The organism is Ruegeria sp. AD9 (assembly GCF_056542305.1).
This window is the reverse complement of record NZ_JBQFZP010000001.1, coordinates 63,461-86,788: the sequence shown is the minus strand read 5'-3', so window position 1 is coordinate 86,788 and position 23,328 is coordinate 63,461. Positions and strand designations below refer to the sequence as shown.

Genomic DNA, 23,328 nt, shown 5'->3' with positions numbered 1-23,328 from the left:
ACGCGCCGGGGTGTCCATGTGCTTCTGGGCGCTGTCCGGACGTAAACACAAACACACCTTTCAGGAGGCACTGAAATGAAATCGCATTATTTGATCGGGCTTTCCGTGGCCGTTCTGGGCTTGCCCGGCGTTGCTTCGGCCCAATCCTCAGCCGATACCAACGGTGATGGTCTTTTGACCATCGAGGAAATTCAGGCAGTCGTACCGGAAATCAACGCTGACACTTTCTCGGCCATGGATGCCAATGGTGACGGAGCGTTGGATGCAGACGAGGTCGCGATCGCGCAGGAGGCAGGATTGCTGCCGCCCAGCGACGGGTAGGCATCGAATGAACAGGCGGCCCGATCCATTTCGGGCCGCCTTTTCCATCACCTTAGGCGGGAAGATGGATTTTGAATTTTTTCCGAATCTCGGCGTCCAGAACCGGGTCGAACCTTGCAGGGGAAGGGGAGGAAAGGATTTCCTCTTTCCGGGCTACGGCTTTTTCCACCAGATCGGGCTTGCCAAGCTCCACCCACTCTTTCGGCGAGGAGCGATCTCCGAATGTTGGATAGACGTAATCTGACTGCATCCGGCTCAGCGTTGCGTCAGTTCCCAGATAGTGGCCTGGGCCGCCCATGCATACCGCCGCCATTTGATCCAGTGCCAGCGTGTCATCCGTCACCTCGATCCCGCGTACACAGCGTTGCGCCTGTCCGATCAGATCATCGCTGAGGATAAGGCTTTCCAGGCAGAACCCCAGCAACGAGGCATGCATCCCGGCCGCCTCATACACCATGTTCAGACCGGACAGACCTGCCATGACGTTCGAACACATCTGTTCCCAGCCGGCCTGCATATCGGGCAGTTTCGAATCCGATGCGCCAGCCGCAGCTCCGCCCGGCAAGTCATAGAACCGGTGCATCTGGGCGCATCCGGCAGTCAGAAGGGCCTGTTCCCCTGAACCAATCGACATGGCACCGGTCCGCAGGTCCAGACCAAAGGGCCAGGTGCCGAAAATCGCCGGGGCACCGGGACTTACGGCATTAACATAAACCAATCCCGCCAGGCATTCCGCAGTTGCTTGCGTGATCGCACCGGCGATGGTCGACGGCGCTGTGGCACCGGCCATACCGGCAGATAGCAACAAGACAGGCATACCGGCCTTGATGCATGCTTCCATCACTTCGCAGCTTTCGGTTGCGAATTTCATTGGAGGAACAACAAAGCAGTTCGAGTTCGAAACGAAGGGGCGCTCGCGAAATTTGTTTTCACCGCCCGCAATCATATAGATCATCTCCATCGCCGGTGCGACGTGGCTTGGTTCGGTGAAGGATGTCCCGACATGTTTGAAGGACCCAGAACAACAGGCGTAAATTGTGTTGAGGTCCATTTCGAGGTTGTCCGCGATGTCACGACAGACCATTGGCCGCTGCACAAAGTGAATGTTATCAAGCTGTTGGCAGATTCGCGCGGCATCGTGCAGATCTTGCACGGTGGAATGGCGATATTCCCGACCGTGGACGTCGACCATGGACACGGCGGCCCCGGCCGTACCGTAGTGCACTTTGGTGCCCGACAATTCCAGATCGGTGTTTCCATCCCGGCTGTACAAAGTGACTGAGCGGTTCGCCTTAGCAATCGTGTCCTCGACAAGGGCACGAGGGAAACGGATACGGCCATCGTCACCCAAGGTGCAGCCCGCACCGACCAGATAGTCAATGCCACTTTGCGGGGCATCCGCCAAGCCAATGGTTTCAAGCGCGGTAAGTGCTGCTTCGTGGATGCGTTCGATCTGCGCCTGTGTCAGTACATTCAGGACGCCGCCTTCCATTCCGGGGCGGACAGGTCGCAGGTGCTCAGGCAGTGCGGTTGCACGGGCAGCACGGCGCGCGGCGCGGCCGCCACTGCGCGAAGAATTGCGGGGTTGGTCGTTCATTTCAAGAATCCGGTCGTTGAGTGATGTCTTAAGGTGTCTGCAAGCACACCTTTACGGCCGTCCTCGTGCGGCACGGCCACGATCCGCCCCAATGGTGCGGCTGATCAGGCTGATTTTCCAGTCATCGTCTGCCATTTTGCCCCTCAACGTCTTGCGCGACAATTCCAAAACGCGGCGACACAATCTGTTCTATTTGCGACCTTTGATGATTATTCATATGGACAATTCTCACGGCTTATGGGGTCAGAGAACCAAACGCCGAGATTTTCGCCCGTTTTGGAAGAAATCTGTTATACTGCATTCACTTACTTCCAAGGTCTGCTGCGCGGAGTTGAATTGTGAGCAGCAGGTCACAGATTGAATTGAAGTCATACCTCTGATCGAAACCAGAGCGGTGTTGCATTGAACCCGACTATGAACCCTATTTCCGTCCTTGTTGTTGCGATATTTATCGCCGGCGCTAACCCTGTTGCGGCGGAGGATTGGACTGGCGGGTATGCCGGTTTCAGTTTTGGATTTGCAGATGCCGATGGTCCGGGTGGTGCGAATGGCGATGATACGGCCTTTGGTGCGCATCTGGGCTATGACCGGGACTTTGGGAATTTCGTTCTGGGCGGTGAGTTGGAGTATAATCGGCTGTCCCTGAACCTCGGACAGTCTCAGGGCAGTCTCGACAGCATGACCAGCTTGAAATTGCGTGGTGGATATGATTTCGGTAACGCTTTGGGGTACGTGGTCGTAGGCGCAGCGCGGGCTGATACATCGGTCGACAGTGACACAGCCGCGGTTTACGGAATCGGATTGGCCTATCCGATTGGCGAGAATTTCGTCATCAGCGGTGAAGCACTGCGGCAGAATTTCGACGATGTCACCCGGTCCAGCGGCAGTCTGGACACCAATGTTTTCAACCTGCGTACAACGTTTCGGTTTTGAATGCGGCTATTCAGCCGCGTGTCGCTTGGCGAGCTGCGCTGAAAACATGCACAGGGTTCTCAAGGCACTGACAAATTTCTCATCATCCACGGTCATGGCAACCCGAATGTGCCCCGCTGCGGCTTTGCCAAAGCTTTCGCCCGGCATGACCGCAATCGCATGAGTGTCCAAAAGGGCGTTCGCAAACCCTTCACCCGTCAACCCGGTCGCCCGTACATCCAGCATCAGATACATAGAACCCTGCGCCGGGACGAGCCCCACTGTGTTCTGTGCCGCTAATACGTCCATCGCCAATGAACGGCGGCGACGGAATGGCGCGGCGATCTTGTTTTCAAGTTCGTGTCCTGCGGTCAGTGCAAAGCTGGCCGCGTCCTGAATGAACCCCGGTACGCCATAGGTTGTATGAGTAGCCAGATCTATCAGGTGACGGATCACGTATTCAGGACCAACGATCCACCCGCATCGGGACCCGGTCATGGCATGAGATTTGGACATTGATCCAACAACCAAGGTACGGTCGGCCATTCCGGGCAGCACGCGGGCAGACAGGTGCTCGCCCTCCCAGATCTGGGTGTCATAGACTTCGTCTGATATCAGCCACAGGTCACGGCGTTGGCAAACATCGGCAATGGCTTCAAGTGACTGACGGGAATACACCACTCCGGTCGGGTTGTTTGGTGTGTTGATCAACAGCGAAACCGCGCCTTCCGCGGCTGCATCAATCAATTCGGCGCGCGGTTGAAATGCATCCTCTGCAGCGGTCCGAACAGCGCGGGCAATGGCCCCGACACCGCGAATCGTCCCGGGATAGGTGGCATAATAAGGGTCCAGAAACAGCCCGGTGTCGCCGTGATCGCACACCGCCATGTGCGCCGCGAACAGGGCGGACTGCCCACCGGGCGTGACCAGTACATTGTTGCGCGTCGTTGGAATACCTGTGCGGGACTGAACCCGGGCAGCAACCGTATCACGCAGCAAATCTGTTCCGGGCACAGTGGCATAACCGGTGTGACCGCTGCGGGCCGACAGGCCCATAGCGTGCAGGATCGACGGGTCGGTACGAACGTCATGCTCGCCGATTGTCAATTCTGTCACGGCATGCCCATCATTCAGCATCCGTCGGGCCCGATTGAACACCTCCCACCCGTCGCTGCCGCCGGTGATCTGCGTGATGCGCTTGGACAATTCCATGACAAGGGCCCCGGTTACTCTGCGCTGAATGGGGCAGAGCAGCGGGCGTTTGTCAATCAGGTTCGCGGCGCTATCGAGGCCTGAAGTTTTTTGGTCAATGATGCGCGGACAAGGTCATAGGACATAGTCAAACGGCGGCGCATTTCGTCTGCGCCGGTGTCAAACGGAAGACGCACCCAGCTGCGGTGGAAATAGGGGGCTTTTATGCCGATCCCGGTGTCTATCAACATCTGCGCCGTTTCGATATCAGGCGTTTTGACGGAAACACCATCATTTGCGATCCCGATACAAGCGAACATTTTGCCACCAATTTTCCAGGCGTCATGGCCACCGCCCCAGGGATCGGACAGTTCAGCGCCGGGTAGCGTTTTGCAGATGGAATTGACGAAATCTCGGTCCATGTTCGGCACTGTGCCGAACGGCGGTGGCAAACTCAACACTTGGCTTGCGAATGATCCCATGCTAACCGATGTCCCATGAACCCGGTGACCTGCATCATTATCTGCTGCATTACCTGCTGATTTATCAAGCGGGCCGGTTTCTTTCGTTTTCATCCCTGAGACAAGTTGCTAAGCCCGCGCCAACGCGCAAGCCTTTGCTGTTTCTTAGGAGCCCGACCGATGACGACGATCAAGCTGCACAACACACGGACGCGGACGAAGGAAGACTTCGTACCGATCGATCCTGAAAACGTGCGGATGTATGTCTGCGGCCCAACGGTCTATGACCGCGCCCATTTGGGTAATGCCCGTCCGGTGGTTGTGTTCGATGTGCTCTATCGCCTGTTGCGCCACGTCTATGGCGCAAAGCATGTGACTTATGTGCGCAACTTCACCGATGTGGATGACAAGATCAACGCGACGGCACTGACGCGCAAACAGGCTGGTGCAGAAGGTACACTTGAGCAATTGGTGCAGGAGCGGTCGGACGAGACCATCGACTGGTACTTGCACGACATGGGGGCGTTGGGGGCGTTGGAACCCAACCAGATGCCGCGCGCGACCCAGTATATCACCCAGATGATCGCGATGATCAAAGACCTGATTGCCAAGGACCATGCCTATCCCGCCAAAGGTCATGTTCTGTTCGCGGTCGACAGCTGGAAAGAGAGTTATGGCAAGCTGTCTGGCCGGTCGGTCGATGACATGATCGCGGGTGCGCGGGTTGAGGTCGCGCCATACAAGAAGAACCCGATGGATTTCGTGTTGTGGAAGCCTTCGACCGACGACCTGCCGGGCTGGGACAGCCCATGGGGTCGGGGACGTCCGGGCTGGCACATCGAATGCTCGGCCATGAGCTATGAACTTCTGGGCGAGAGCTTTGATATCCATGGTGGTGGCAATGACCTGATGTTCCCGCATCATGAAAACGAGATCGCTCAGAGCAAGTGCGCGCACCCGCATGGCGAATTCGCGCGGGTCTGGCTGCACAACGAGATGTTGCAGGTTGAAGGCAAGAAGATGTCCAAATCGCTGGGCAATTTCTTTACCGTTCATGACCTGTTGGAGCAGGGCGTGCCGGGCGAGGTGATCCGGTTTGTCTTTCTGCAAACGCACTATCGCAAGCCGATGGATTGGACCAAATCGAAGGCCGATCATGCATATCATGTGCTCGACGATTGGCACCGCTTAACGGTTGATTTAGAGCCGACGCCACTAAGTGATTTCGTACCTGACTCTAGGATAGTAGAAGCTTTAGCGAGCGATCTAAATACGCATCTGGCTTTGATGAGGCTTGCGACACTTGAGTCTAAGAGCTCTCAAGAGCTTCTGGACAATGCGCGTTGGCTTGGTTTCCTTTCGGATGCGAATAGAGAAGCTTGGAAGAGAGACTTTTTACAAAACTCGTCAGGATCTGGTGTTTCTGATCACCCAGATTTGGCAACTTTGGGAGCAGAATTGGATACACTTCGAACACGCGCGAAAATCACAAAAGACTTCAGTGAAGTAGATCAACTTAAGAATAGGTTAGTCCAAGCAGGCGTTGAGGTTCGCATGAGCAAAGCCGGTGTTGATTTGCTCCCCGGTCCAGACTTTGATCCGTCAAAACTGAAGAACATTTAACATTCTCCCGCCCGGGCTTGCCCGGGCAGCGCCCGACCGCCCCCCATGGGCGGGCGCTTCGCACCCACCCGCGGTCGGGCACTGCCCGGTCAAGCCGAAGAGCCAGAACCATGACCAAGGAACGCCTCTACCTTTACGACACAACCCTGCGTGATGGGCAGCAAACGCAGGGCGTGCAGTTCTCGACCGCAGAAAAAGTGCAGATCGCGCAGGCGCTGGACGCATTGGGCGTGGATTACATCGAAGGCGGTTGGCCCGGCGCCAACCCGACCGATAGCGCGTTTTTCGAGGTGGCTCCGAAAACCGCGGCCCGGTTGACGGCATTCGGCATGACCAAACGCGCAGGACGATCAGCCGAGAATGACGATGTGCTGGCTGCGGTGATAAATGCGGGAACGCAGGCTGTTTGTCTGGTCGGCAAGTCGCATGATTATCACGTCACCCACGCGCTTGGCATTTCACTGGAAGAAAACACGGAAAACGTGCGCGCCTCGGTCGCGCATATCGTCGCGCAGGGGCGTGAAGCGCTGTTTGATGCGGAACATTTCTTTGATGGCTACAAGGACAATCCGGAATATGCCGTGGATGTATGTCGCGCAGCGCTTGAGGCTGGCGCGCGGTGGGTTGTCCTGTGCGACACAAATGGTGGCGCTTTGCCGTCCGAGGTCGGGCGGATTGTATCCGAGGTGATCGCAGCCGGGCTGCCCGGTGATCGGCTGGGCATTCACACCCATAACGATACCGAAAATGCCGTTGCCTGTTCTCTGGCTGCTGTTGAGGCCGGTGCACGGCAAATTCAGGGCACATTGAATGGTTTGGGCGAGCGTTGCGGTAATGCGAACCTGACCGCTTTGATCCCGACGCTATTGCTGAAGGAACCCTATGCGTCGCAGTTTGATATTGGTGTCAGCCGTGAGGCTTTGGCTGGTTTGACCCGCATCAGCCGGATGCTGGATGATGTTCTGAACAGAGTGCCCAGCAAGCAGGCGGCTTATGTCGGGGCGTCGGCTTTTGCGCATAAGGCCGGGCTGCACGCCAGCGCGATCCTCAAGGATCCATCGACATATGAGCATGTGGAACCCGCAAGCGTCGGGAACTCGCGTATCATTCCGATGTCGAACCAAGCTGGCCAGTCAAACCTGCGTAAGCGTTTGACCGAGGCCGGTTTGCGTGTTGAGGCAGGTGACCCGGCACTTGGCCGCATCCTTGACCAGATAAAAGCCCGCGAGGCTGACGGATATTCCTATGACACCGCTCAGGCCAGTTTTGAACTGCTGGCGCGGGAAGAGCTGGGTCAATTGCCCGAGTTCTTCGAGGTCAAGCGTTACAAAGTCACCGTTGAACGGCGTAAGAACAAATACAACAAGATGGTCAGCCTGTCCGAGGCCGTTGTTGTCGTAAGAGTGGATGGCGAAAAGAAGCTGTCTGTCAGCGAATCCATGGACGAGTCAGGCAGCGACAGGGGGCCGGTGAACGCGCTGGCCAAAGCCTTGGCCAAGGATCTGGGCCAGTATTCGCAGGTACTGTCAGATATGCGTCTGGTCGACTTCAAGGTGCGGATTACGCAAGGCGGCACCGAAGCGGTCACGCGTGTCATCATTGACAGCGAAGACGGGCAGGGGCGGCGCTGGTCTACCGTGGGCGTCAGCGCGAACATAGTCGATGCGTCTTTCGAGGCGCTTCTGGATGCGATTCAGTGGAAATTGGTGCGCGATTGTGATCCGAAAAAGGCAGCAGCCGAGTGAGCGCGATCTTTGACCAAGACGTCAAAGCCTGCGCGGCACTTGTGCAACGGGCTGATCCAGATCGTTTCCGCGCAGCGATGGCTGCACCGGTTGCAGACCGTGCAGTCCTGTTCCCAATTTACGCGCTGAACGTCGAAGTTGCCCGCGCACCCTGGGTGACGCAAGAGCCGATGATCGCCGAGATGCGGCTGCAATGGTGGCGTGACGCGCTACAGGAAATTGCTGAAGGGGCAACCGTACGGCGGCACGAGGTGGTAACACCCTTGTCACGGGTTCTTTCGCCCCATCTGGCAGGCGTTTTGGATGAATATGTGGCCGTAAGGCGTTGGGATATATACCGTGACCCGTTCGAAGATCAGGAACACTTTGACGCCTATATCGATCACAGTACGGGTTCATTGTTTGTTGCATCCGCTCAGGCGCTGGGGGCAGCGGATGAACCAGCGTTGCGTGATTTTGGATATGCGGTCGGGGTGGCGAACTGGCTCAGGGCTATCCCTGAACTGGAACGACGCGGGCGGATACCGTTGCTGGACGGCACCTACGAAGGGGTGCGTGCCTTGGCCGGGGCCGCATTGAATCGTCTGTATAAAGCCAGATCGCATCGGGCTGATATTTCGGTTGAGGCACGGTCGGCATTATATTCCGGGTGGTTGGCCGAACGGATATTGAAGCAAGCCATAGCCCGACCCGAACGTGTTGCCTCCGGTGCTCTGGTACCGGGAGAAATACAGCAGCGATTGTCCTTGATGTGGGCTGTGGGCAGCGGGCGCTGGTGATCAGGCCCGTTCCGGGTCGGCCGGTCGCAGAACCAGCCACAACAGGGCCCCGCCTGCCAGTGTCAGCAATGGGATCATTGCAAGGTTGACTGCTGTCCACCCTTCGACCGGGGACCCACCCGAGCAGTTCATCAATCCACCCGAAGCCAGCGAGGCCATAGTCACTCCGCCAAACACCAGCAAGTCGTTAAGGCCCTGCATCCGGCCGCGTTCCGGCGGCTCATGCGATGCGGCCAGCATCGTGGTCGCGCCGATAAAGCCAAAGTTCCACCCAACACCCAGAAGAATGAGGGCAACGAAAAAGTTCCCCAATTCAACGCCCTGCAAGGCGACCAGGCCAGCAGTTGCAAGAATCGCCAGACCCAGCGCAACAATCCTTTCGATACCAAACCGGGCGATCAGGTGACCGGTGAAGAAACTGGGCACATACATGGCAAGCACGTGGCTGGTAACGATGTCCGCCGCGTCATTGGCCGAGTAACCACAACCAACCACGGCCAACGGCGTTGACGTCATCACAAGGTTCATCAGCGCGTAAGATACCATGGCACATATGATGGCCACGGCGATGCGAGGTGTTTTCAGTAATTCCAGTCGCGACCGCCCCTTGGGCTCGGAGCCGGTGGGTTTTGCAGGTGTTGGAATATCAAGGAAGAAGAACAGGGCGGACCCCAGAACATTGATCCCAATGACAGCCAGATAGGTGCCCAGAAAAGGGATGACATAGGCTTCGGATGTGAGTTTTACGATTTGCGGGCCAATGATGGCAGCCGCCAGTCCACCAGCCATGACATAGGAAATCGCTTTGGGGCGGTAATCGTCTGATGCGGTGTCTGCTGCTGCAAAGCGATAGAACCCGTGCGCGCTCATGTAGATGCCTGTTAACAGGCTGCCGATAAGGAAGACGGGGAAAGAGCCAAGAAACAGGCCATAGGCCCCGATCAACCCGCCCAACGCACCGGATGTCGCGCCAACAAAGAACCCGACGCGACGCCCCCATTTTTGCATGATGGCCGAAATTGGCGTGGCCGCCAGCATCGATCCCAGAACAATCAGTGAAATGGGCAATGTCGCCAGGCAGGGATTGGTCGCCAGCGACTGACCGGCCAGCCCTCCGACGATGAACATCATTGGCATCTGCGCGCCCAGAATGGCCTGCGCCGCCACTAAGACAGCAACGTTGCGTTTGGCCTGACGGTCATTAGGAAGGGTCGAGATCATGGTCATGGCGGAATGGGTATCGGCTAAGTGTTTGCGGCACAACCCGGTTGCATCTGCGGCACATGCGCCTAACGTGCCAGTAACAACCGAGCAGGGGGACTACATGCCCGTTGGCCGCATCATCGAAACGCCGGGTTGTGTGGCGGAAGGGGCTGAATGGCTGGCCCGGAGCTGCCCACGCATGGCCTATGCAATGGAACAGATTGGCCCATTGCCGCTACGTCGCCGTCCTGACGGGTTCGCGCAGCTACTGAGTGCTATCGTCAGCCAACAGGTCAGCGTGGCTTCGGCCAATGCAATATGGCAACGCCTGCAAGACGCCAAACTGACAGGTCCGCGTAAGATCATGTGGGCAACGGATGACGATCTGCGGGCCGTAGGGCTAAGCCGTCAGAAGATCCGATATGCAAAGGCGTTGGCAGAAGCGCGTATAGATTACAAAGCGTTACGTGATGTTCCTGATGCGGAGGTTGTGACCACGCTGACGCAAGTGCCAGGCATCGGCGTATGGACTGCGGAAATATACGCAATGTTCTCACTTGGTCGCGCTGACGTGATCGCCCCCGGCGACCTGGCGCTGCAAGAGGCCGCGCGCATCCTCTATGACCTGCCCAATCGCCCAACGGATAAAGAACTGCGCAAGATGGCCGAGGCTTGGTCGCCCTGGCGCTCGGTTGCGGCGCGAGTGCTGTGGGCCTATTACCGGGTTGCAAAGCAAAGAGAAGGGATCAGATGACACGGGTTTTGAATGCGCTCCGGAAAGAGCCTGTTTCGGGCGACACGCGCTCGGTTGTGGTGTTCGTACATGGCTATGGCGCAAACGGTGCCGATCTGCTGGGTTTGGCCGACCCGTTGGGTGAACATCTGCCCGACACATTGTTCGTGGCCCCGGACGCGCCCGAGCAGATCCCCGGAATGCCCAATGGCTTTCAGTGGTTTCCGATTCCCTGGATTGACGGGTCGTCTGAGGAAGAAGCGCGCAGGGGCATGGAAATGGCGGTCGAGGATTTTAATGCCTTTCTGGATGCGCTGATGGTGGATGAAGATGTTCTGCCCGAACAGGTAGTCCTGTTTGGTTTCAGTCAGGGCACGATGATGAGCTTGTATGTCGCGCCCCGCCGTGAAGACCCCGTGGCCGGAATTGTCGCTTTCTCAGGCCGTTTGCTAGAGGCGGACCTTCTGGCAGACGAAACCGTCAGCCGGATGCCGGTTTTGCTGGTGCATGGCGATGCCGACGACGTCGTCCCGCCGCAATCCTTGCCCGAAGCGGCAGAGGCCCTGCAATCCGCCGGTTTCAAAGAGGTCTACGCTCATGTCATGAAGGGCACCGGGCACGGCATCGCCCCGGACGGGCTGAGTGTGGCCCTGGCCTTCATGCGCGACAAGCTGAGCCTTTAGCCGGTAAGATTAAATCAGCAGAACACTGTCGTTTCGCATCGGATTAAGACCAAAGATGCGCTTCCGCAAACTCGACTGAGTTTCCGGCCGGGTCGCGCACGTACAAAGATCGTGCGCCTCCGGGCCAGTCAAATTCTGCGTCTACGGGGACATTCCAGTCCAGAAGGTGCTTGCGCATTACCGCGATTTCATCACGGGTCAGTACAAGACACACATGCCCGGCACCACGGGCGCCATGTGGCGGAACGGGCATGTCCGGGTTGAGGGGCGGCTGTTCCGTCTGTTCCGGGTTAAAGATCAGCAGGACCGATCCGCCAATTCGGTAAAACACGTGGCGGTCGGCGACACGCTGAATGCGTTCCAGGCCCAGTACTTCGCCGTAAAACTGTTCTGCTGCGTCCAGATCATCGACATAAAGCGACGCTTCCAGAATCGCCGAAGGGGCCGGTATTCCGGGAGTTAGTTTCATGACTCAAGTTTAGCAGATCAGGGCAGGGTATGTCACCGGCGCGGTCGACGGTCGCGTTTTCGTTGCGGTGTGGTGTTCAGGGATGGCATGGGCAGGCTGTCCCACTGGCCCGGTTCCAGATCGTCCAGAGTCCAGTCTCCGATTCGATAACGGATCAGGCGCAGGGTCGGCAGGCCCACGGCGGCCGTCATTCGACGCACCTGACGGTTTTTGCCCTCGCGTATGGACAGTTCTATCCAACTGTCTGGAACTGTCTCGCGTTCGCGGATTGGTGGGGTGCGGGGCCACAGGTCGTCTGGCTCGTCGATCTGGCGCACCTTCGCCGGACGGGTCAGGCCGTCTTTCAACTCGACGCCGTTTCGCAGCGCTTTCAGGGCGGTTTCGTCCGGGATGCCTTCGACCTGAACCCAATAGGTTTTTGCCATCTTGTGCTTGGGATCCGATATCTGCGCCTGCAACTTGCCGTGGTCAGTCAGCAGCATCAAACCTTCGCTGTCACGATCCAACCGACCGGCGGGATAAACCCCGGGCAGATCGATGAAATCGGACAGTGTACTGCGCGGAGTATCCCCATTGTCGCGGTCGGTGAACTGCGGCAGCACATCATAAGGTTTGTTGAAGCGAATGAACCAGGACATGACCCGCGCATACCCCGAAGAGTGCGTCCCGCGCAAGCTGTGGATAACTGTCATGCGCTTGTTACGGATTCGCATTACCCAGTTTGCGACATATTGTGGAAAATCAGGGCTTGTCAGAGTATTAACACGATATATAGTTATACTAAGGCCGGGGCGGGTGTTCCCCGCTCTGATGTCAAAAACGGGCAGAGCAGAGCGAGGAGCGATTCTGATATGGACGGAGACTTCAGGACCGAATTTGTCAGGGAGCCTGGTGCGCTGAAGCATCATCCGGCATTGGTTTTGAACGCCGATTATCGCCCCCTGTCTTATTACCCGTTGTCCCTGTGGCCCTGGCAGGAAGCGATCAAGGCCGCCTGGCTGGATCGCGTCGACATCGTGGCCGAATACGACGAAGTGGTTCGCAGCCCGAGTACGCAGATCCGAATACCTTCGGTCGTTGTTCTGAAAGACTATGTAAAACCCAGAAAGCGCGTGGCCTTCACGCGCTTTAATTTATTTCTGAGGGACGAGTTCCGGTGCCAGTACTGTGGCAGCCGCGGTGATTTGACCTTTGATCATGTGGTGCCACGCGCCGCTGGTGGGGTGACCAGCTGGCAGAACGTTGTGGCGGCGTGCAGCCCGTGCAACCTGCGCAAAGGGTCGAAATCGCTGCGTCAGGCAGGAATGAGCCTGCGAAAGCCGCCCCGTCAGCCTGACGCCGAAGCACTGCGCAATGTTGGTCGGAAGTTTCCGCCCAATCACTTACACGAAAGCTGGATCGATTTTCTGTATTGGGATGCGGAACTGGACGAATTCTAGGCCTTGCTTGCCCGCCACGCCGCGAGCCAGATCAGTACCAGAACAGCCGAGGCAATGGCATTCCATCCGGCCATCGAGATGTTGAACATTTCCCACGGGATATCGTCGCAGCGAACCAAAGGCGCTGACATAATCTGGTCGAACAGGTCGTCATTCGACATCCCACTGATGCTGCCGGATGTGCAACTGGTCGGACCTTCCCACCATCCTTGTTCAACGCCGGCGTGGTAAAACCCAATACCCGAAGTGACAGCCGCTGCCATCGCGCCACATAGCGGCAGGATGCTCAGTCTTGGCAAGGCCAGCGCCAAAACGCCAATCGCGATTGCGACCCCATGCGGGTAGCGCTGCCAGATACACATTTTACAGGGGACAAGGCCGCCCAGATATTGAAAGCCAAAAGCTGCCAGCAGAAGGGCCAGGGACCCAAGACTTGCCAGTGCGATAAGTTGTGAACGTCTCGTCATAGGTATTTCACCACCAGGAAGCCGCCAAACAGGAGGACGATGAACAAGGTGAACATCAGCCCCAAGCGTTTTTCAATAAATTCACGGATCGGCTCGCCAAAGCCCCAAAGCAGCGCCGCAACAAGGAAGAATCTGAGCGCACGTGCCAGTATCGACGTTGCGATGAATGTCCCAAGCGGCATTCCTGTCCAGCCGGACATGATGGTGATGACCTTGTACGGGAAAGGCGTCACTCCGGCGGCCAGGACCGCCCAGAACCCGAAATCGTTGAAGCGTGTGTTGAATTCTTCCATCGCATGGGCCTTGCCCATGGATTCAAGAATGGGCTGCCCCAGACTTTCATAGAAAAACGCACCAATCGCATAGCCCAGCATCCCGCCCAGAACCGAAGCCACCAGAGCAACAGTTGCAATCAGCCAGGCGCGCGACGGGCGCGCAAGGATCATCGGAATCATCAGAACGTCGGGGGGAATCGGAAAGAACGAACTTTCGACAAAGGCCACAACAGCCAGCGCCCACAGCGCATGAGGGTGTTCCGCCAGACGAATTGTCCAGTCATAAAGTGATCGCAACATTAAGCACTCAAATCCCGTTCTCGGCCCCGGAAAGCCAAACCACGCACCTGACGGCCCGTCAACCATCGCGGTCGAAACAAATGGATTATTGGATGATTTTTGCCTCTGGACCTTCCCTTTGATGGGCGCTAATCCAGTGTCCGTGGCCCAAGTGGCGGAATGGTAGACGCAGGGGATTCAAAATCCCCCGGTAGTGATACCGTGCCGGTTCGAGTCCGGCCTTGGGTACCAAAGTAAAAACAGGGGGTTAGGGGAACCTGCTTCCTGTTTTTTCTTTTTGGGCTTATTGCGTGCTCGCACACTTAACTCTCACTTTTCGATCTGGTCTCGTTCTTTTCAGTCCTCTGTTATCAGTCTCATGCTAATACAGGGGCACCGAATACGTCCTGCTGTCGAACCGACCTGAACAGAAAAGGACAGTAAAGTTCCGGAAGACTGATCTGGCGGGTTTTCCTGTGTGCCAGAGGGGAAAATTCAAAACTTACGCTCATATATGCGGAATGGAGCAAGTCAGGCTGGCGCTGGCCTTGACATTGAATGCATCTGGATGAACCCTCAAGGGGGTTGGGAGAAACTGGAAAATTCAACAGGTTGCATCTGCTGTGAAGCGGGCCGATTTTTTTTATCGGCACGGACTCATGAGCAGGGTGATTGATTTGAATTCCAACTGCCAGACAAAAAATGTGGGAGTTCTGAAATGAAAAACAGCAGCAAATTGAGCCTCGGCGCGTTTGTAACCGCAGCCATGTTGGCTCCGGCGGCCTATGCCGAAGAGTTCATTACAATTGGTACTGGCGGCGTGACCGGTGTTTACTATCCGACAGGTGGCGCGATCTGCCGTCTGGTGAACAAGGGTCGGAAAGAACACGGTGTGCGCTGCTCGGTCGAATCGACCGGTGGCTCGGTCTACAACATCAACACCATTCGCGAAGGCGAGCTGGAATTCGGTGTTGCCCAGTCCGACTGGCAGTATCACGCGTATAACGGCACCTCGAAATTTGAAGAGGCAGGTCCCTTCGAAAAGCTACGTGCGGTGTTCTCGGTCCACCCCGAGCCCTTCACCGTTGTGGCCCGCGCGGATGCCGGTATTTCCAGCTTTGAAGACCTCAAGGGCAAGCGCGTGAACATCGGTAACCCGGGTTCTGGCCAACGTGGCACCATGGATGTGGTTCTGGAAGCGTTGGGCTGGACCGTCGATGATTTCGAATTGGCGTCCGAGCTGAAAGCGGCTGAGCAGTCGGCTGCGCTTTGTGACAACCAACTGGATGCGATGATCTACACCGTGGGTCACCCGTCGGGTTCGATTCAGGAAGCTACGACAGCCTGCGATTCTGTTCTGGTGAACGTCACCGGTGATGCGATTCAGGGTCTGATCGACAACAACTCATACTACCGCACTGCGACTATCCCGGGTGGCATGTACCGGGGTTCGGACAATGACACCACCACCTTTGGCGTGGGCGCGACCTTCGTGACTTCGGCGGATGTGTCGGACGATGCTGTCTATGCGGTTGTAAGCTCGGTCTTTGAAAACTTCGAAGACTTCAAAAAGCTGCACCCGGCATTTGCAAATCTCAAGCCCGAGGAGATGATTTCGGACGGCCTGTCCGCTCCGCTGCATCCGGGCGCCGAAAAGTACTACAAAGAAAAAGGCTGGATTCAGTAAGCCAGACTTTACACGGGGCGTCCTTTTGCGGCGCCCCGGTTCACATCCGGGATAAACCGGGGACAAGAGGGCCAAAGAATCCAAGGCCGCAGGACGGGGAGATTTCACATGAGTTCCGATACACAGGGCAATCGCCCACTCTCGGAGGAAGAGCTTCAGGACCTTGTCGCCTCATCCGATGCAGGGGCGCGAAATCCCGCTGGAAACGTGGGGCTGTTTCTGGCGATTGTTGCCGTTTTGTGGTCGGTATATCAGATCGTTCTGGCCTCTCCCTTGTCGAATTACCTGCTGCCCGGAAGCGTGGTGAATAATTCACGCCAGATCCATCTGGCCTTTGCGATCTTTCTGGCGTTTGCGGCCTATCCGGCGCTGAAATCCAGCCCGCGCAATTATGTCCCTGTTCAGGACTGGGTCATGGGCGTTTTGGGCGCGGGTATCGCGCTGTACGGCTACATCTTCTATGAGAAACTGGTCAATAATGGCCTGCTGGCCGATGACATCGACAAATGGGTGGCTTTGTTGGGGCTGCTGTTGCTGTTTGAGGCCGCGCGCCGCGCACTTGGTCCGGCAATGGCGATCATAGCCACGGTTTTCCTGGCCTATGTGTTCTTTGGATCGTCTTCCTGGGTCCCCGAAGTGATCCAGTGGAAAGGTGCGAGCCTGAAAAAGGCCATGAGCCATATGTGGATCACATCCGAAGGCGTGTTTGGCATCGCTCTGGGTGTTTCCACGAAGTTCGTGTTCCTGTTCGTGCTGTTTGGCGCGCTACTCGATAAGGCCGGGGCAGGGAACTACTTCATAAAAATGGCCTTTGGCGCCCTGGGTCACCTGCGGGGCGGCCCTGCCAAGGCGGCCGTTGTGGGGTCTGCGGCAACCGGCCTGATCTCGGGTTCGTCGATTGCCAACGTTGTTACCACCGGTACGTTCACCATTCCGTTGATGAAGCGCGTTGGCTTTTCCAGCGAACAGGCGGGGTCGGTCGAAGTTGCAAGTTCCGTGAACGGTCAGATCATGCCGCCTGTAATGGGTGCTGCGGCGTTCCTGATGGTGGAATATGTGGGCATCTCATATGTCGAGGTGATCACCCACGCCTTCCTGCCAGCGGCGATTTCTTACATCGCACTGGTCTATATCGTGCATTTGGAAGCGGTGAAGCGGAACATGCCGACCTTGGGTGACCGAGACGTGCATCTGGCGCGAACCGTTGTGGGTATGCTGGCCTTCTTCCTGGTGTTTGCAGGGCTTTGCTATGGCTCGCAATTCCCGGTTGATGCTGTAACAAGCTTGATTCCGTCCGCGGCGGGCCTTGTGCTGAGCCTGATCGTCTGCGCGGTTTATGTCGGATTGCTTTTTCTGGCGGCACAAGTGCCGGACCTTGAGCCTGACGATCCGAATGCAAAGGAAGTCACGCTGCCGGTTGTCGCAGATATCTACAAGGCAGGTTTGCACCACCTGCTGCCGATCGTCGTTCTGGTTTACTTCCTGATGATCGAACAGAAATCACCGGGGCTGTCGGCCTTCTGGGCAACCGCATTGCTGTTCGTAATCCTGCTGACGCAGAAACCGCTCAAGGCGCTTTTCCGGGGGCAGAGCAATTTAATCAGTACCTTCGTCGACGGTGTCGCTGACCTGTGGCAAGGTCTGATTGACGGCGCGCGGAACATGATCGGTATCGCACTGGCAACTGCAACTGCGGGCGTGATCGTGGGTACCGTGACCTTGACGGGTGTTGGTCAGGTTATGGCTGATCTGGTCGAGTTCCTGTCGGGCGGCAATCTTATCCTGATGCTGATCATGGTTGGCCTGCTGAGCCTGATTCTGGGCATGGGCCTGCCGACCACGGCGAATTATATCGTTGTCAGCTCGTTGATGGCCGGAGTGGTCGTTGAACTGGGGGCGCAGAGCGGACTTATCGTGCCGTTGATTGCCGTGCACCTGTTCGTCTTCTACTTCGGGATCATGGCGGATGTGACGCCACCGGTGGGTCTGGCCAGTTTCGCCGCTGCCGCTGTATCAGGCGGTGATGCAATCAAAACCGGCTTCACAGCATTCTTCTACAGCCTGCGCACCGTGGCACTGCCTTTTGTGTTCATCTTCAACACCGATCTTCTGTTGATTGACGTAACATGGTTCGAAGGAATTACGGTGGCAATTTTCGCGACCATAGCGATTCTGGTCTTCACGGCGGGCACGATGGGGTATTTCCTGGCCCGCAGCCGTATATATGAAAGTGTTGCCCTGGTTCTGGTGGCGTTTGCCCTGTTCCGACCGGACTATTTCATGGATCGCATCTCGCCTCCGTTCGAATCGGTTGAACCCGCTGCATTTGAAGAGACCATTGGTCAGACACCGCCGGGAACGGATGTCCGCCTAGTGGTCGCAGGCCCCGATTACGATACGCTTGAAATGGTGGACACAACCGTTGTTGTTACTGTGGGCGACGAAGAAGGAGGGGCCGCACGGGTCGAGGCGATGGGCCTGCTGCTGGTTCCCGAGGACGGGCTGGTCAAGCTTGACGAGCCGCTGTTTGGCGCGCCGGTGGCCGACGATCTGGCCATCTTTGACTACTATGGCGATGAACCCGTACGCCTGACGTCGGTCAGCTTGCCGTCCGACCAGCTGCCCAAGCAGCTGGTGTATATCCCAGCGATGATCCTCTTGGGTCTTATCGCGTTCCTGCAACGCGGCCGTGCCGCCAGACAAGGGGTGCCCGCATGACACGTTCTGTTCTGTGTGCCATTGATATCAGCAATGGCGAGATTGATGCTCCGGTCCTGCAAAAAGCCGCTGCTTTGGCGGATCTGGAAGGGGCACAGTTGGATGTCGTGACTGTGCTGCCCGATTTCGGGGAAAGCTGGGTGTCCGGGTTTTTTGAAACAGGTTTTCACGACAAGGCGTTGGCCGAGGCGCGAGCCAAACTGACGGCGCTATGCATTTCGGCATTGGGGGCAGAGCGCAATGAAAGCATCCGCCATGTAGTCGCGACAGGCACAGCCTATCAGGAGATCCTGAAAACCGCCGAAAGTGCCGGTTCCGACCTGATTGTGATCGGCGCGCATAGGCCGGATTTCAAAGACTATCTGCTTGGTCCGAATGCAGCGCGTGTGGTGCGGCATTCCAACGTCTCAGTTTATGTGGTTCGCTGACTGATTTTCCAGCGCGCAAAAGATCGCGTCGCCGGTCGTAAAGAAAAGTCGGGTTGGTTCAGTAACCTGTCATCTCAAGATAGCCAACGCCTTTATGGCTGCCGTTTACGGTGACAGGGCCTTCCCAGTATTCGAAATTGGTACCCATCCACGCATCAGGTGTCAGGGCTGAGACCTGAATATCTATGCCCCGATCCGCTAGGTCGACTTGCCAGTGTGTCGGGATATTGCGTCCGGCAACCTCGTCGGTACTCAGCGGCAAAAGGCCGATTGTACCGTTGGGGATGGCCTCAGTACTGCCGTCAGAATTGATCCAGGTGGCCGAGGTGAAATCGCCTCGATCCCCGCGCAGGCGAAAAGCCATCAGCTTATCGCCTCCCTCAAAACTGAGCGAGAACCAATCCCAGCCCCTCTGATCCGCCGCCAAGGGTTGTGAGGACCATTCCCGATCCAGCCACCCCTGACCGGTTACCTGCACCTCGCCATCCGGCAAATGCAGCACGCCTTCGACTGTGTAAAAGGGCTGCGAGTAATAGTAACTTGCCTGTCTATCGGCGGATTTAACCGAATAGCCCGCGTCGCCGTGAAATACCAATGGCCCTTGCGCAGTCAGTGAAAGATCATAGCCGAATTCATCACCATTGGCCGTCAGTGAAAGGCTGTCCAAATCCGATCCGGCCATGCGCCATTCATCAATCCAGGCCTCAAACGGTTGTGCGGTTACACCGGCCTGGCCAATCCCCCCGCGTGACAATCGCTCGGTAAAAAAATGATCCTTGGGGGTCGTAACAGCAGCATGACCCATCCAAAGTTGCGGACTTTGCCACCCGTCGCTGTCATAGGGTTTCAGGGCTGACCGGAACAGGGTCCATTGAATGCCATAGTCCAGGCCGTCGTCCCCTTGAAGATTGGCGGTCAGATACCACCATTCGATGCGGTAGGCCGGGTGGGGGCCGTGATCCTTTGGGAAATCAAATTCATACCCGGCTGCCGGCACTTCAAAACCTTCAGCGGTTCCGCCTAGACCTGCATAGCCCTGCGCCCAAAGCGGTATCGGGTAGAGCCACATAAGAAGGAACAGGAAGCTTCTAACGTTCATTGGCGAACACTCTCAGAAGATCGGCGGGTGGCAGGCGCAGCATCCGTAGCGCGGGCAGTGCGGCGGCAAGCAGGGCGGCAAGAAGGGTCAGCAGGAACAGCCACAGCCAATCCCAGGGGAAGACGAACATCGGCAGGCGCCAACCAAAGGCCTGAACGTTGATCACCGTCAGCAGAACCCATGCCAGAACAAGCCCAAGTGGCAGCGCCAGACAGGCGGTCAACGCCGACAGCAATAGGCTGCGCAACAGTTCCAACCGTGCAAGTTGCGCCCTGTTTAGCCCCAGCGCCCAGACCGGTGCGATCTGTGGCAGGCGCTGGGTCCACAGGGTCAGCAGACTGGTGAGAATGGCAAATCCCGCCACGCCGAGGGTCAGTACATTCAACGCCGAGGTCACGACAAAAGTCTTCTCAAATATCGCAAGCGACTGCGCCTTCATTGCAGCTTGCTGTACGACAGCCTGACGTGGAAGGTTGAACCGTTCCCTTAAGGTTTGCGCCATTTCGGTTGCGTTTTCGGGGTTTAGACGAATGCCAAAGCGGCGGGCTTCTACACCCGGCGCGATCCGGTTCAGTTGGTCCATCGAGACGATAGCTTGCCCGGTCGGATTCCCATAATCCGAATAGACCCCAGCGATGGTCAGGATGTGGTCCGGCGATAAGGCCAAAGCATCGCCGGGCCAGAGATCGGCACGTCGCGCCAGTTGCTCGTTGATCAGAACCGCACGTCCGGCCATGACGTCATCCCATGCATTCGGGCTTGAGGTGATCACTGGCCAGTTCTGCCGATAGACCGGATCATCTACTACACCGTAAAGAAACAAAGGCCCCGTCTCGTGCGACAATTCCACATTTCGGATTGGCAGAATAGCTTCGACCTGAGGGCGCAGCCAGTCGGTAATCTCCTGCCCCTGATCGTCGTCGCTGGCAGTCAGGTAGAGTTCTGACGTCAGGCGCTGGTCAAGCCACCCGACAAATGTCAGCCGGAAGCTGGACACCATCGTGCCTACGCCGACATTCGCTGCCAAAGCCAGTAACAGGGCCATCAGGGCAAGTGACAACCCGGGTAGTTGTGCCCGCATATCTGCCCAGACCCATTGCGTAACAGGGCCCCGCGCCGCGCGGGCGCAGAGTGAAAGCATTACAGACAAAAGCGCAGGCAGCAGCAGCGCTGCACCGGTCAGCAAGCCAGCCAACAGGGCAAACCCGGCGATCAGCCCCCCGAAACTGACATAAGCCAAAACGCCACCCAGGATCATGACCAATCCCAATGCCGCTGCAAGATGGCGCGCGCGGGGGTCGCCCCGCCACGCTTGAACGCCCGGACTTGCCAGCAGGGGCATGCGCGACAGGCGCCATAATGCGTGGCCGCTGGCCAGCAATGTGCCGAAGACTGCCATGGCGATCCCTGCCAAAACCCACTGCAATTGCAGCGTCAGTTGCCCTGTTACTGGTGCGTCGTAAAGGCCACGCAACGTGGCCGCGACATCGGGTAGAAGTGCTCCGGCCAGAAAGAAGCCCAAAAGCAACCCGACGAGCCCACCGATCAGGGCCAGAAAAGTCAGTTCAGCAAGGATCAGCCAGACCAGTAATCGCATCGAGACACCCAGTGCCCGCAGCGAACGGATGATGCCTCTGCGTTGTGCAAAGGCCAGCCCGACCGTGCCGTTCACGATAAAAAGGCCGACCGCAAAGGACAGCAATCCAAAGGCTGACAGGTTCAAATGAAAACTGTCGGTCAGCCGAGCAGTGTCGATCTTTTGTGAAGGGCTGATACGTTCCAGCTCTGGCGTGATCGTGGTTAGGGACTGAAGCCCGCGCGGCTGATCGGGCAGAATAATGAGCCGCGAGATTGCACCGGGCTGATTCAGAAGACGTTCGGCAACGCCGATATCCGTCAGGATCACATCCGGCGGCAGCGCAGAAGTACTGAGAACCGGGGGCAGAGTGTCCTGATCGCGCAACAAGGGCTCCAATTCTGTCGAAACCAGCAGGCGACCCGGAGCAGTCAATATGTCCGCCGGTTCGGGCGGCGCACCGCTTTGCTGGGCCTCGGTAATTGCGGGCAGGGCGGGATGGGCCACCATATCCACGCCCATCAAACGCAACGTACGTCCAGCGACCCGATAAGGGCCTTCCAGTACGGCGGCCACCTGCCACCCCGCGCGACGCAGGTCGACATAACGGGACATGGCGATGAAACCGGCTGGATCGTGCAATTCGTCAAACTGCCCAAGTGCCAGTTGGGCGTTGGCACGGGAATAGCTGGCGCGGGCCTCGGCATTGATGGCCTGTACAGCGGACCACAAACCAGTTGCCAGGGCGATACCGATCAGCAGCGTTGCCAGTTGCAACCAATGCACCCGCCAATGGGACAGCAGGGCCTGGACGACGGCCAATGTCATTGGATGCGCCCGCTGCTCAGGCGTAGGTGCGTGTCCAGACGGGCCGCGATTTGCGGGGAATGCGTCACCAGCAGCAAAGCTGCGCCAGTATCAGCCACAAGTGACAGCATCAGGTCCAGCACTTTGGCGCTGGCGGTTTCGTCAAGATTGCCAGTCGGCTCGTCCGCCAGCAACAGTTTCGGGCGCGCGGCCATGGCCCGTCCTATGGCCACCCGCTGCTGCTGGCCGCCCGACAAGCTTTCGGGGTAGCGGTCCAGCAGATCCGAAAGCCCAAGCCGGTCTGCCAATTGCCCGGACCATTGGGCATTTTCGGTACCTGCAAGGCGGGCATGAAAGGACAGGTTTTGCCCCACGGTCAGCGATGGGATCAGGTTGAACTGCTGGAACACAAGCGAAACCTTTCTGCGCCGCAACCCGGCCCGGCCCGCATCATCCAAAGGGGACAGGGGCGTGCCATCCAGCGTAATCTCGCCTCTGTCGAAACTGTCCAGGGCGGCGGCCAGATTCAGCAAGGTGCTCTTACCGCTGCCGCTTTCACCGGTCAGAGCAAGCGTTTGTCCCTGATCCAGTGTCAGAGACACGTCGCGCAGAACAGGCCGCCCGCCGGGATAAGTCTTTTGAACTCGGTCGATGATCAACAGCATGAAGCGCCCTTTTTTGCACAGGATGTGCGCCGGACTTCCCAACTGTCCAGTGCAGACCTTACTCCGGTTCCTTTCGCCGCAGGCTACCTTATCCGGTGGCGGGGTTGTGCCTTGCGTTTTGAAAGGTCATTGTGCCCTGACAGTTCGTGGCCGAAAATCAGGGTGTAAATA

The 23,328-nt window shown here is 57.4% G+C and carries 22 protein-coding genes and 1 tRNA gene; 12 read left to right on the top strand and 11 right to left on the bottom strand.

From position 1 onward, the window contains the following. The first annotated feature begins 75 nt into the window (after nucleotides 1-75). On the top strand, nucleotides 76-321 hold the full coding sequence (locus ACR0AM_RS00405; RefSeq protein ID WP_480472945.1) for an EF-hand domain-containing protein: 246 nt from the start codon (nucleotides 76-78) through the stop codon (nucleotides 319-321). Between the two features lie 52 nt (nucleotides 322-373). Here the strand turns inward: ACR0AM_RS00405 and ACR0AM_RS00400 are convergent, their stop codons facing one another. Then, on the bottom strand, nucleotides 374-1,918 hold the full coding sequence (locus ACR0AM_RS00400) for a trimethylamine methyltransferase family protein (protein ID WP_480621831.1): 1,545 nt from the start codon (nucleotides 1,916-1,918) through the stop codon (nucleotides 374-376). 414 nt (nucleotides 1,919-2,332) lie between these two features. On the opposite strand from ACR0AM_RS00400, the gene ACR0AM_RS00395 reads away from it, so the two are divergent. Next, a complete protein-coding gene (locus ACR0AM_RS00395; RefSeq protein WP_480517136.1) occupies nucleotides 2,333-2,851 on the top strand; it encodes an outer membrane protein in 519 nt (172 codons plus the stop codon). Between the two features lie 6 nt (nucleotides 2,852-2,857). On the opposite strand, the gene ACR0AM_RS00390 is transcribed toward ACR0AM_RS00395, so the two are convergent. Then, on the bottom strand, nucleotides 2,858-4,042 hold the full coding sequence (locus ACR0AM_RS00390; protein ID WP_480621830.1) for a pyridoxal phosphate-dependent aminotransferase: 1,185 nt from the start codon (nucleotides 4,040-4,042) through the stop codon (nucleotides 2,858-2,860). 56 nt (nucleotides 4,043-4,098) lie between these two features. Further along, the gene (locus ACR0AM_RS00385) at nucleotides 4,099-4,443 is read right to left on the bottom strand and encodes an MmcQ/YjbR family DNA-binding protein (protein ID WP_480621829.1); all 345 of its coding nucleotides are present in this window, start codon (nucleotides 4,441-4,443) and stop codon (nucleotides 4,099-4,101) included. 219 nt (nucleotides 4,444-4,662) lie between these two features. On the opposite strand from ACR0AM_RS00385, the gene cysS reads away from it, so the two are divergent. The 3 genes from cysS (at nucleotide 4,663) to ACR0AM_RS00370 (ending at nucleotide 8,629) form a co-directional block, all read left to right on the top strand. Next, entirely contained in the window at nucleotides 4,663-6,105 is a 1,443-nt protein-coding gene (cysS, locus tag ACR0AM_RS00380) for a cysteine--tRNA ligase (RefSeq protein WP_480621828.1), read from the top strand. 110 nt (nucleotides 6,106-6,215) lie between these two features. After that, on the top strand, nucleotides 6,216-7,850 hold the full coding sequence (gene cimA, locus ACR0AM_RS00375; protein WP_480621827.1) for a citramalate synthase: 1,635 nt from the start codon (nucleotides 6,216-6,218) through the stop codon (nucleotides 7,848-7,850). Next, nucleotides 7,847-8,629, top strand: a complete 783-nt coding sequence (locus tag ACR0AM_RS00370; RefSeq protein WP_480621826.1) for a squalene/phytoene synthase family protein — start codon at nucleotides 7,847-7,849, stop codon at nucleotides 8,627-8,629. Before cimA ends, ACR0AM_RS00370 begins: the two co-directional genes overlap by 4 nt. On the opposite strand, the gene ACR0AM_RS00365 is transcribed toward ACR0AM_RS00370, so the two are convergent. Beyond that, a complete protein-coding gene (locus ACR0AM_RS00365; RefSeq protein WP_480472931.1) occupies nucleotides 8,630-9,856 on the bottom strand; it encodes an MFS transporter in 1,227 nt (408 codons plus the stop codon). 97 nt (nucleotides 9,857-9,953) lie between these two features. On the opposite strand from ACR0AM_RS00365, the gene ACR0AM_RS00360 reads away from it, so the two are divergent. Both ACR0AM_RS00360 and ACR0AM_RS00355 read left to right on the top strand, forming a co-directional pair. Then, on the top strand, nucleotides 9,954-10,586 hold the full coding sequence (locus tag ACR0AM_RS00360; RefSeq protein ID WP_480517744.1) for a DNA-3-methyladenine glycosylase family protein: 633 nt from the start codon (nucleotides 9,954-9,956) through the stop codon (nucleotides 10,584-10,586). Then, on the top strand, nucleotides 10,583-11,248 hold the full coding sequence (locus ACR0AM_RS00355) for an alpha/beta hydrolase (protein WP_480472927.1): 666 nt from the start codon (nucleotides 10,583-10,585) through the stop codon (nucleotides 11,246-11,248). The genes ACR0AM_RS00360 and ACR0AM_RS00355 overlap by 4 nt, the downstream gene beginning before the upstream one ends. A gap of 43 nt (nucleotides 11,249-11,291) precedes the next feature. Here ACR0AM_RS00355 and ACR0AM_RS00350 read toward each other — a convergent pair whose 3' ends face one another. Beyond that, on the bottom strand, nucleotides 11,292-11,717 hold the full coding sequence (locus tag ACR0AM_RS00350) for a VOC family protein (protein ID WP_480621825.1): 426 nt from the start codon (nucleotides 11,715-11,717) through the stop codon (nucleotides 11,292-11,294). A 32-nt stretch (nucleotides 11,718-11,749) separates the two neighbouring features. Further along, nucleotides 11,750-12,355 (bottom strand): rRNA large subunit pseudouridine synthase E, encoded by a 606-nt coding sequence (locus tag ACR0AM_RS00345; protein WP_480476745.1) that lies wholly within the window; start codon nucleotides 12,353-12,355, stop codon nucleotides 11,750-11,752. Between the two features lie 213 nt (nucleotides 12,356-12,568). Between ACR0AM_RS00345 and ACR0AM_RS00340 the strand changes: the two genes are divergently transcribed. Next, on the top strand, nucleotides 12,569-13,156 hold the full coding sequence (locus ACR0AM_RS00340; RefSeq protein ID WP_209503840.1) for an HNH endonuclease: 588 nt from the start codon (nucleotides 12,569-12,571) through the stop codon (nucleotides 13,154-13,156). Here ACR0AM_RS00340 and ACR0AM_RS00335 read toward each other — a convergent pair. Together ACR0AM_RS00335 and ACR0AM_RS00330 are read right to left on the bottom strand one after the other, a co-directional pair. After that, on the bottom strand, nucleotides 13,153-13,623 hold the full coding sequence (locus ACR0AM_RS00335; RefSeq protein ID WP_480621824.1) for a disulfide bond formation protein B: 471 nt from the start codon (nucleotides 13,621-13,623) through the stop codon (nucleotides 13,153-13,155). The genes ACR0AM_RS00340 and ACR0AM_RS00335 overlap by 4 nt on opposite strands. Next, on the bottom strand, nucleotides 13,620-14,198 hold the full coding sequence (locus ACR0AM_RS00330; RefSeq protein ID WP_480472921.1) for a YqaA family protein: 579 nt from the start codon (nucleotides 14,196-14,198) through the stop codon (nucleotides 13,620-13,622). Before ACR0AM_RS00330 ends, ACR0AM_RS00335 begins: the two co-directional genes overlap by 4 nt. Nucleotides 14,199-14,343: 145 nt before the next feature. On the opposite strand from ACR0AM_RS00330, the gene ACR0AM_RS00325 reads away from it, so the two are divergent. The 4 genes from ACR0AM_RS00325 to ACR0AM_RS00310 all read left to right on the top strand — a co-directional run bounded on the left by ACR0AM_RS00325 (nucleotide 14,344) and on the right by ACR0AM_RS00310 (nucleotide 19,010). Then, a tRNA-Leu gene (locus ACR0AM_RS00325) sits at nucleotides 14,344-14,429 on the top strand. Nucleotides 14,430-14,895: 466 nt separating this feature from the next. Next, nucleotides 14,896-15,864 (top strand): TAXI family TRAP transporter solute-binding subunit, encoded by a 969-nt coding sequence (locus ACR0AM_RS00320; protein WP_480472919.1) that lies wholly within the window; start codon nucleotides 14,896-14,898, stop codon nucleotides 15,862-15,864. Nucleotides 15,865-15,972: 108 nt separating this feature from the next. Further along, entirely contained in the window at nucleotides 15,973-18,582 is a 2,610-nt protein-coding gene (locus ACR0AM_RS00315) for a TRAP transporter permease (protein WP_480621823.1), read from the top strand. After that, the gene (locus tag ACR0AM_RS00310; protein ID WP_480621822.1) at nucleotides 18,579-19,010 is read left to right on the top strand and encodes a universal stress protein; all 432 of its coding nucleotides are present in this window, start codon (nucleotides 18,579-18,581) and stop codon (nucleotides 19,008-19,010) included. The genes ACR0AM_RS00315 and ACR0AM_RS00310 overlap by 4 nt, the downstream gene beginning before the upstream one ends. Before the next feature lie 58 nt (nucleotides 19,011-19,068). Here ACR0AM_RS00310 and ACR0AM_RS00305 read toward each other — a convergent pair whose 3' ends face one another. Genes ACR0AM_RS00305 through ACR0AM_RS00295 form a run of 3 tightly spaced genes read right to left on the bottom strand, consistent with a single transcriptional unit; the run spans nucleotide 19,069 to nucleotide 23,157 of the window. Beyond that, nucleotides 19,069-20,109 (bottom strand): lipocalin-like domain-containing protein, encoded by a 1,041-nt coding sequence (locus ACR0AM_RS00305; RefSeq protein WP_480621821.1) that lies wholly within the window; start codon nucleotides 20,107-20,109, stop codon nucleotides 19,069-19,071. Then, a complete protein-coding gene (locus ACR0AM_RS00300; protein WP_480621820.1) occupies nucleotides 20,099-22,513 on the bottom strand; it encodes an FtsX-like permease family protein in 2,415 nt (804 codons plus the stop codon). The genes ACR0AM_RS00305 and ACR0AM_RS00300 overlap by 11 nt, the downstream gene beginning before the upstream one ends. After that, nucleotides 22,510-23,157, bottom strand: a complete 648-nt coding sequence (locus ACR0AM_RS00295; protein WP_480603551.1) for an ABC transporter ATP-binding protein — start codon at nucleotides 23,155-23,157, stop codon at nucleotides 22,510-22,512. The genes ACR0AM_RS00300 and ACR0AM_RS00295 overlap by 4 nt, the downstream gene beginning before the upstream one ends. Nucleotides 23,158-23,328 lie beyond the last annotated feature (171 nt).

What these genes read in the sequence shown, in the direction of transcription:
- ACR0AM_RS00350 (WP_480621825.1), bottom strand. Translation starts at nt 11,717, where the DNA reads ATGAAACTAACTCCCGGAATACCGGCCCCTTCGGCGATTCTGGAAGCG.
- ACR0AM_RS00310 (WP_480621822.1), top strand. Translation starts at nt 18,579, where the DNA reads ATGACACGTTCTGTTCTGTGTGCCATTGATATCAGCAATGGCGAGATT.
- ACR0AM_RS00355 (WP_480472927.1), top strand. Translation starts at nt 10,583, where the DNA reads ATGACACGGGTTTTGAATGCGCTCCGGAAAGAGCCTGTTTCGGGCGAC.
- ACR0AM_RS00340 (WP_209503840.1), top strand. Translation starts at nt 12,569, where the DNA reads ATGGACGGAGACTTCAGGACCGAATTTGTCAGGGAGCCTGGTGCGCTG.
- ACR0AM_RS00295 (WP_480603551.1), bottom strand. Translation starts at nt 23,157, where the DNA reads ATGCTGTTGATCATCGACCGAGTTCAAAAGACTTATCCCGGCGGGCGG.
- ACR0AM_RS00345 (WP_480476745.1), bottom strand. Translation starts at nt 12,355, where the DNA reads ATGTCCTGGTTCATTCGCTTCAACAAACCTTATGATGTGCTGCCGCAG.
- ACR0AM_RS00300 (WP_480621820.1), bottom strand. Translation starts at nt 22,513, where the DNA reads ATGACATTGGCCGTCGTCCAGGCCCTGCTGTCCCATTGGCGGGTGCAT.
- ACR0AM_RS00315 (WP_480621823.1), top strand. Translation starts at nt 15,973, where the DNA reads ATGAGTTCCGATACACAGGGCAATCGCCCACTCTCGGAGGAAGAGCTT.
- ACR0AM_RS00335 (WP_480621824.1), bottom strand. Translation starts at nt 13,623, where the DNA reads ATGACGAGACGTTCACAACTTATCGCACTGGCAAGTCTTGGGTCCCTG.
- cysS (WP_480621828.1), top strand. Translation starts at nt 4,663, where the DNA reads ATGACGACGATCAAGCTGCACAACACACGGACGCGGACGAAGGAAGAC.
- ACR0AM_RS00320 (WP_480472919.1), top strand. Translation starts at nt 14,896, where the DNA reads ATGAAAAACAGCAGCAAATTGAGCCTCGGCGCGTTTGTAACCGCAGCC.
- ACR0AM_RS00390 (WP_480621830.1), bottom strand. Translation starts at nt 4,042, where the DNA reads ATGGAATTGTCCAAGCGCATCACGCAGATCACCGGCGGCAGCGACGGG.
- ACR0AM_RS00305 (WP_480621821.1), bottom strand. Translation starts at nt 20,109, where the DNA reads ATGAACGTTAGAAGCTTCCTGTTCCTTCTTATGTGGCTCTACCCGATA.
- ACR0AM_RS00395 (WP_480517136.1), top strand. Translation starts at nt 2,333, where the DNA reads ATGAACCCTATTTCCGTCCTTGTTGTTGCGATATTTATCGCCGGCGCT.
- ACR0AM_RS00385 (WP_480621829.1), bottom strand. Translation starts at nt 4,443, where the DNA reads ATGGACCGAGATTTCGTCAATTCCATCTGCAAAACGCTACCCGGCGCT.
- ACR0AM_RS00400 (WP_480621831.1), bottom strand. Translation starts at nt 1,918, where the DNA reads ATGAACGACCAACCCCGCAATTCTTCGCGCAGTGGCGGCCGCGCCGCG.
- ACR0AM_RS00405 (WP_480472945.1), top strand. Translation starts at nt 76, where the DNA reads ATGAAATCGCATTATTTGATCGGGCTTTCCGTGGCCGTTCTGGGCTTG.
- ACR0AM_RS00365 (WP_480472931.1), bottom strand. Translation starts at nt 9,856, where the DNA reads ATGACCATGATCTCGACCCTTCCTAATGACCGTCAGGCCAAACGCAAC.
- cimA (WP_480621827.1), top strand. Translation starts at nt 6,216, where the DNA reads ATGACCAAGGAACGCCTCTACCTTTACGACACAACCCTGCGTGATGGG.
- ACR0AM_RS00360 (WP_480517744.1), top strand. Translation starts at nt 9,954, where the DNA reads ATGCCCGTTGGCCGCATCATCGAAACGCCGGGTTGTGTGGCGGAAGGG.
- ACR0AM_RS00330 (WP_480472921.1), bottom strand. Translation starts at nt 14,198, where the DNA reads ATGTTGCGATCACTTTATGACTGGACAATTCGTCTGGCGGAACACCCT.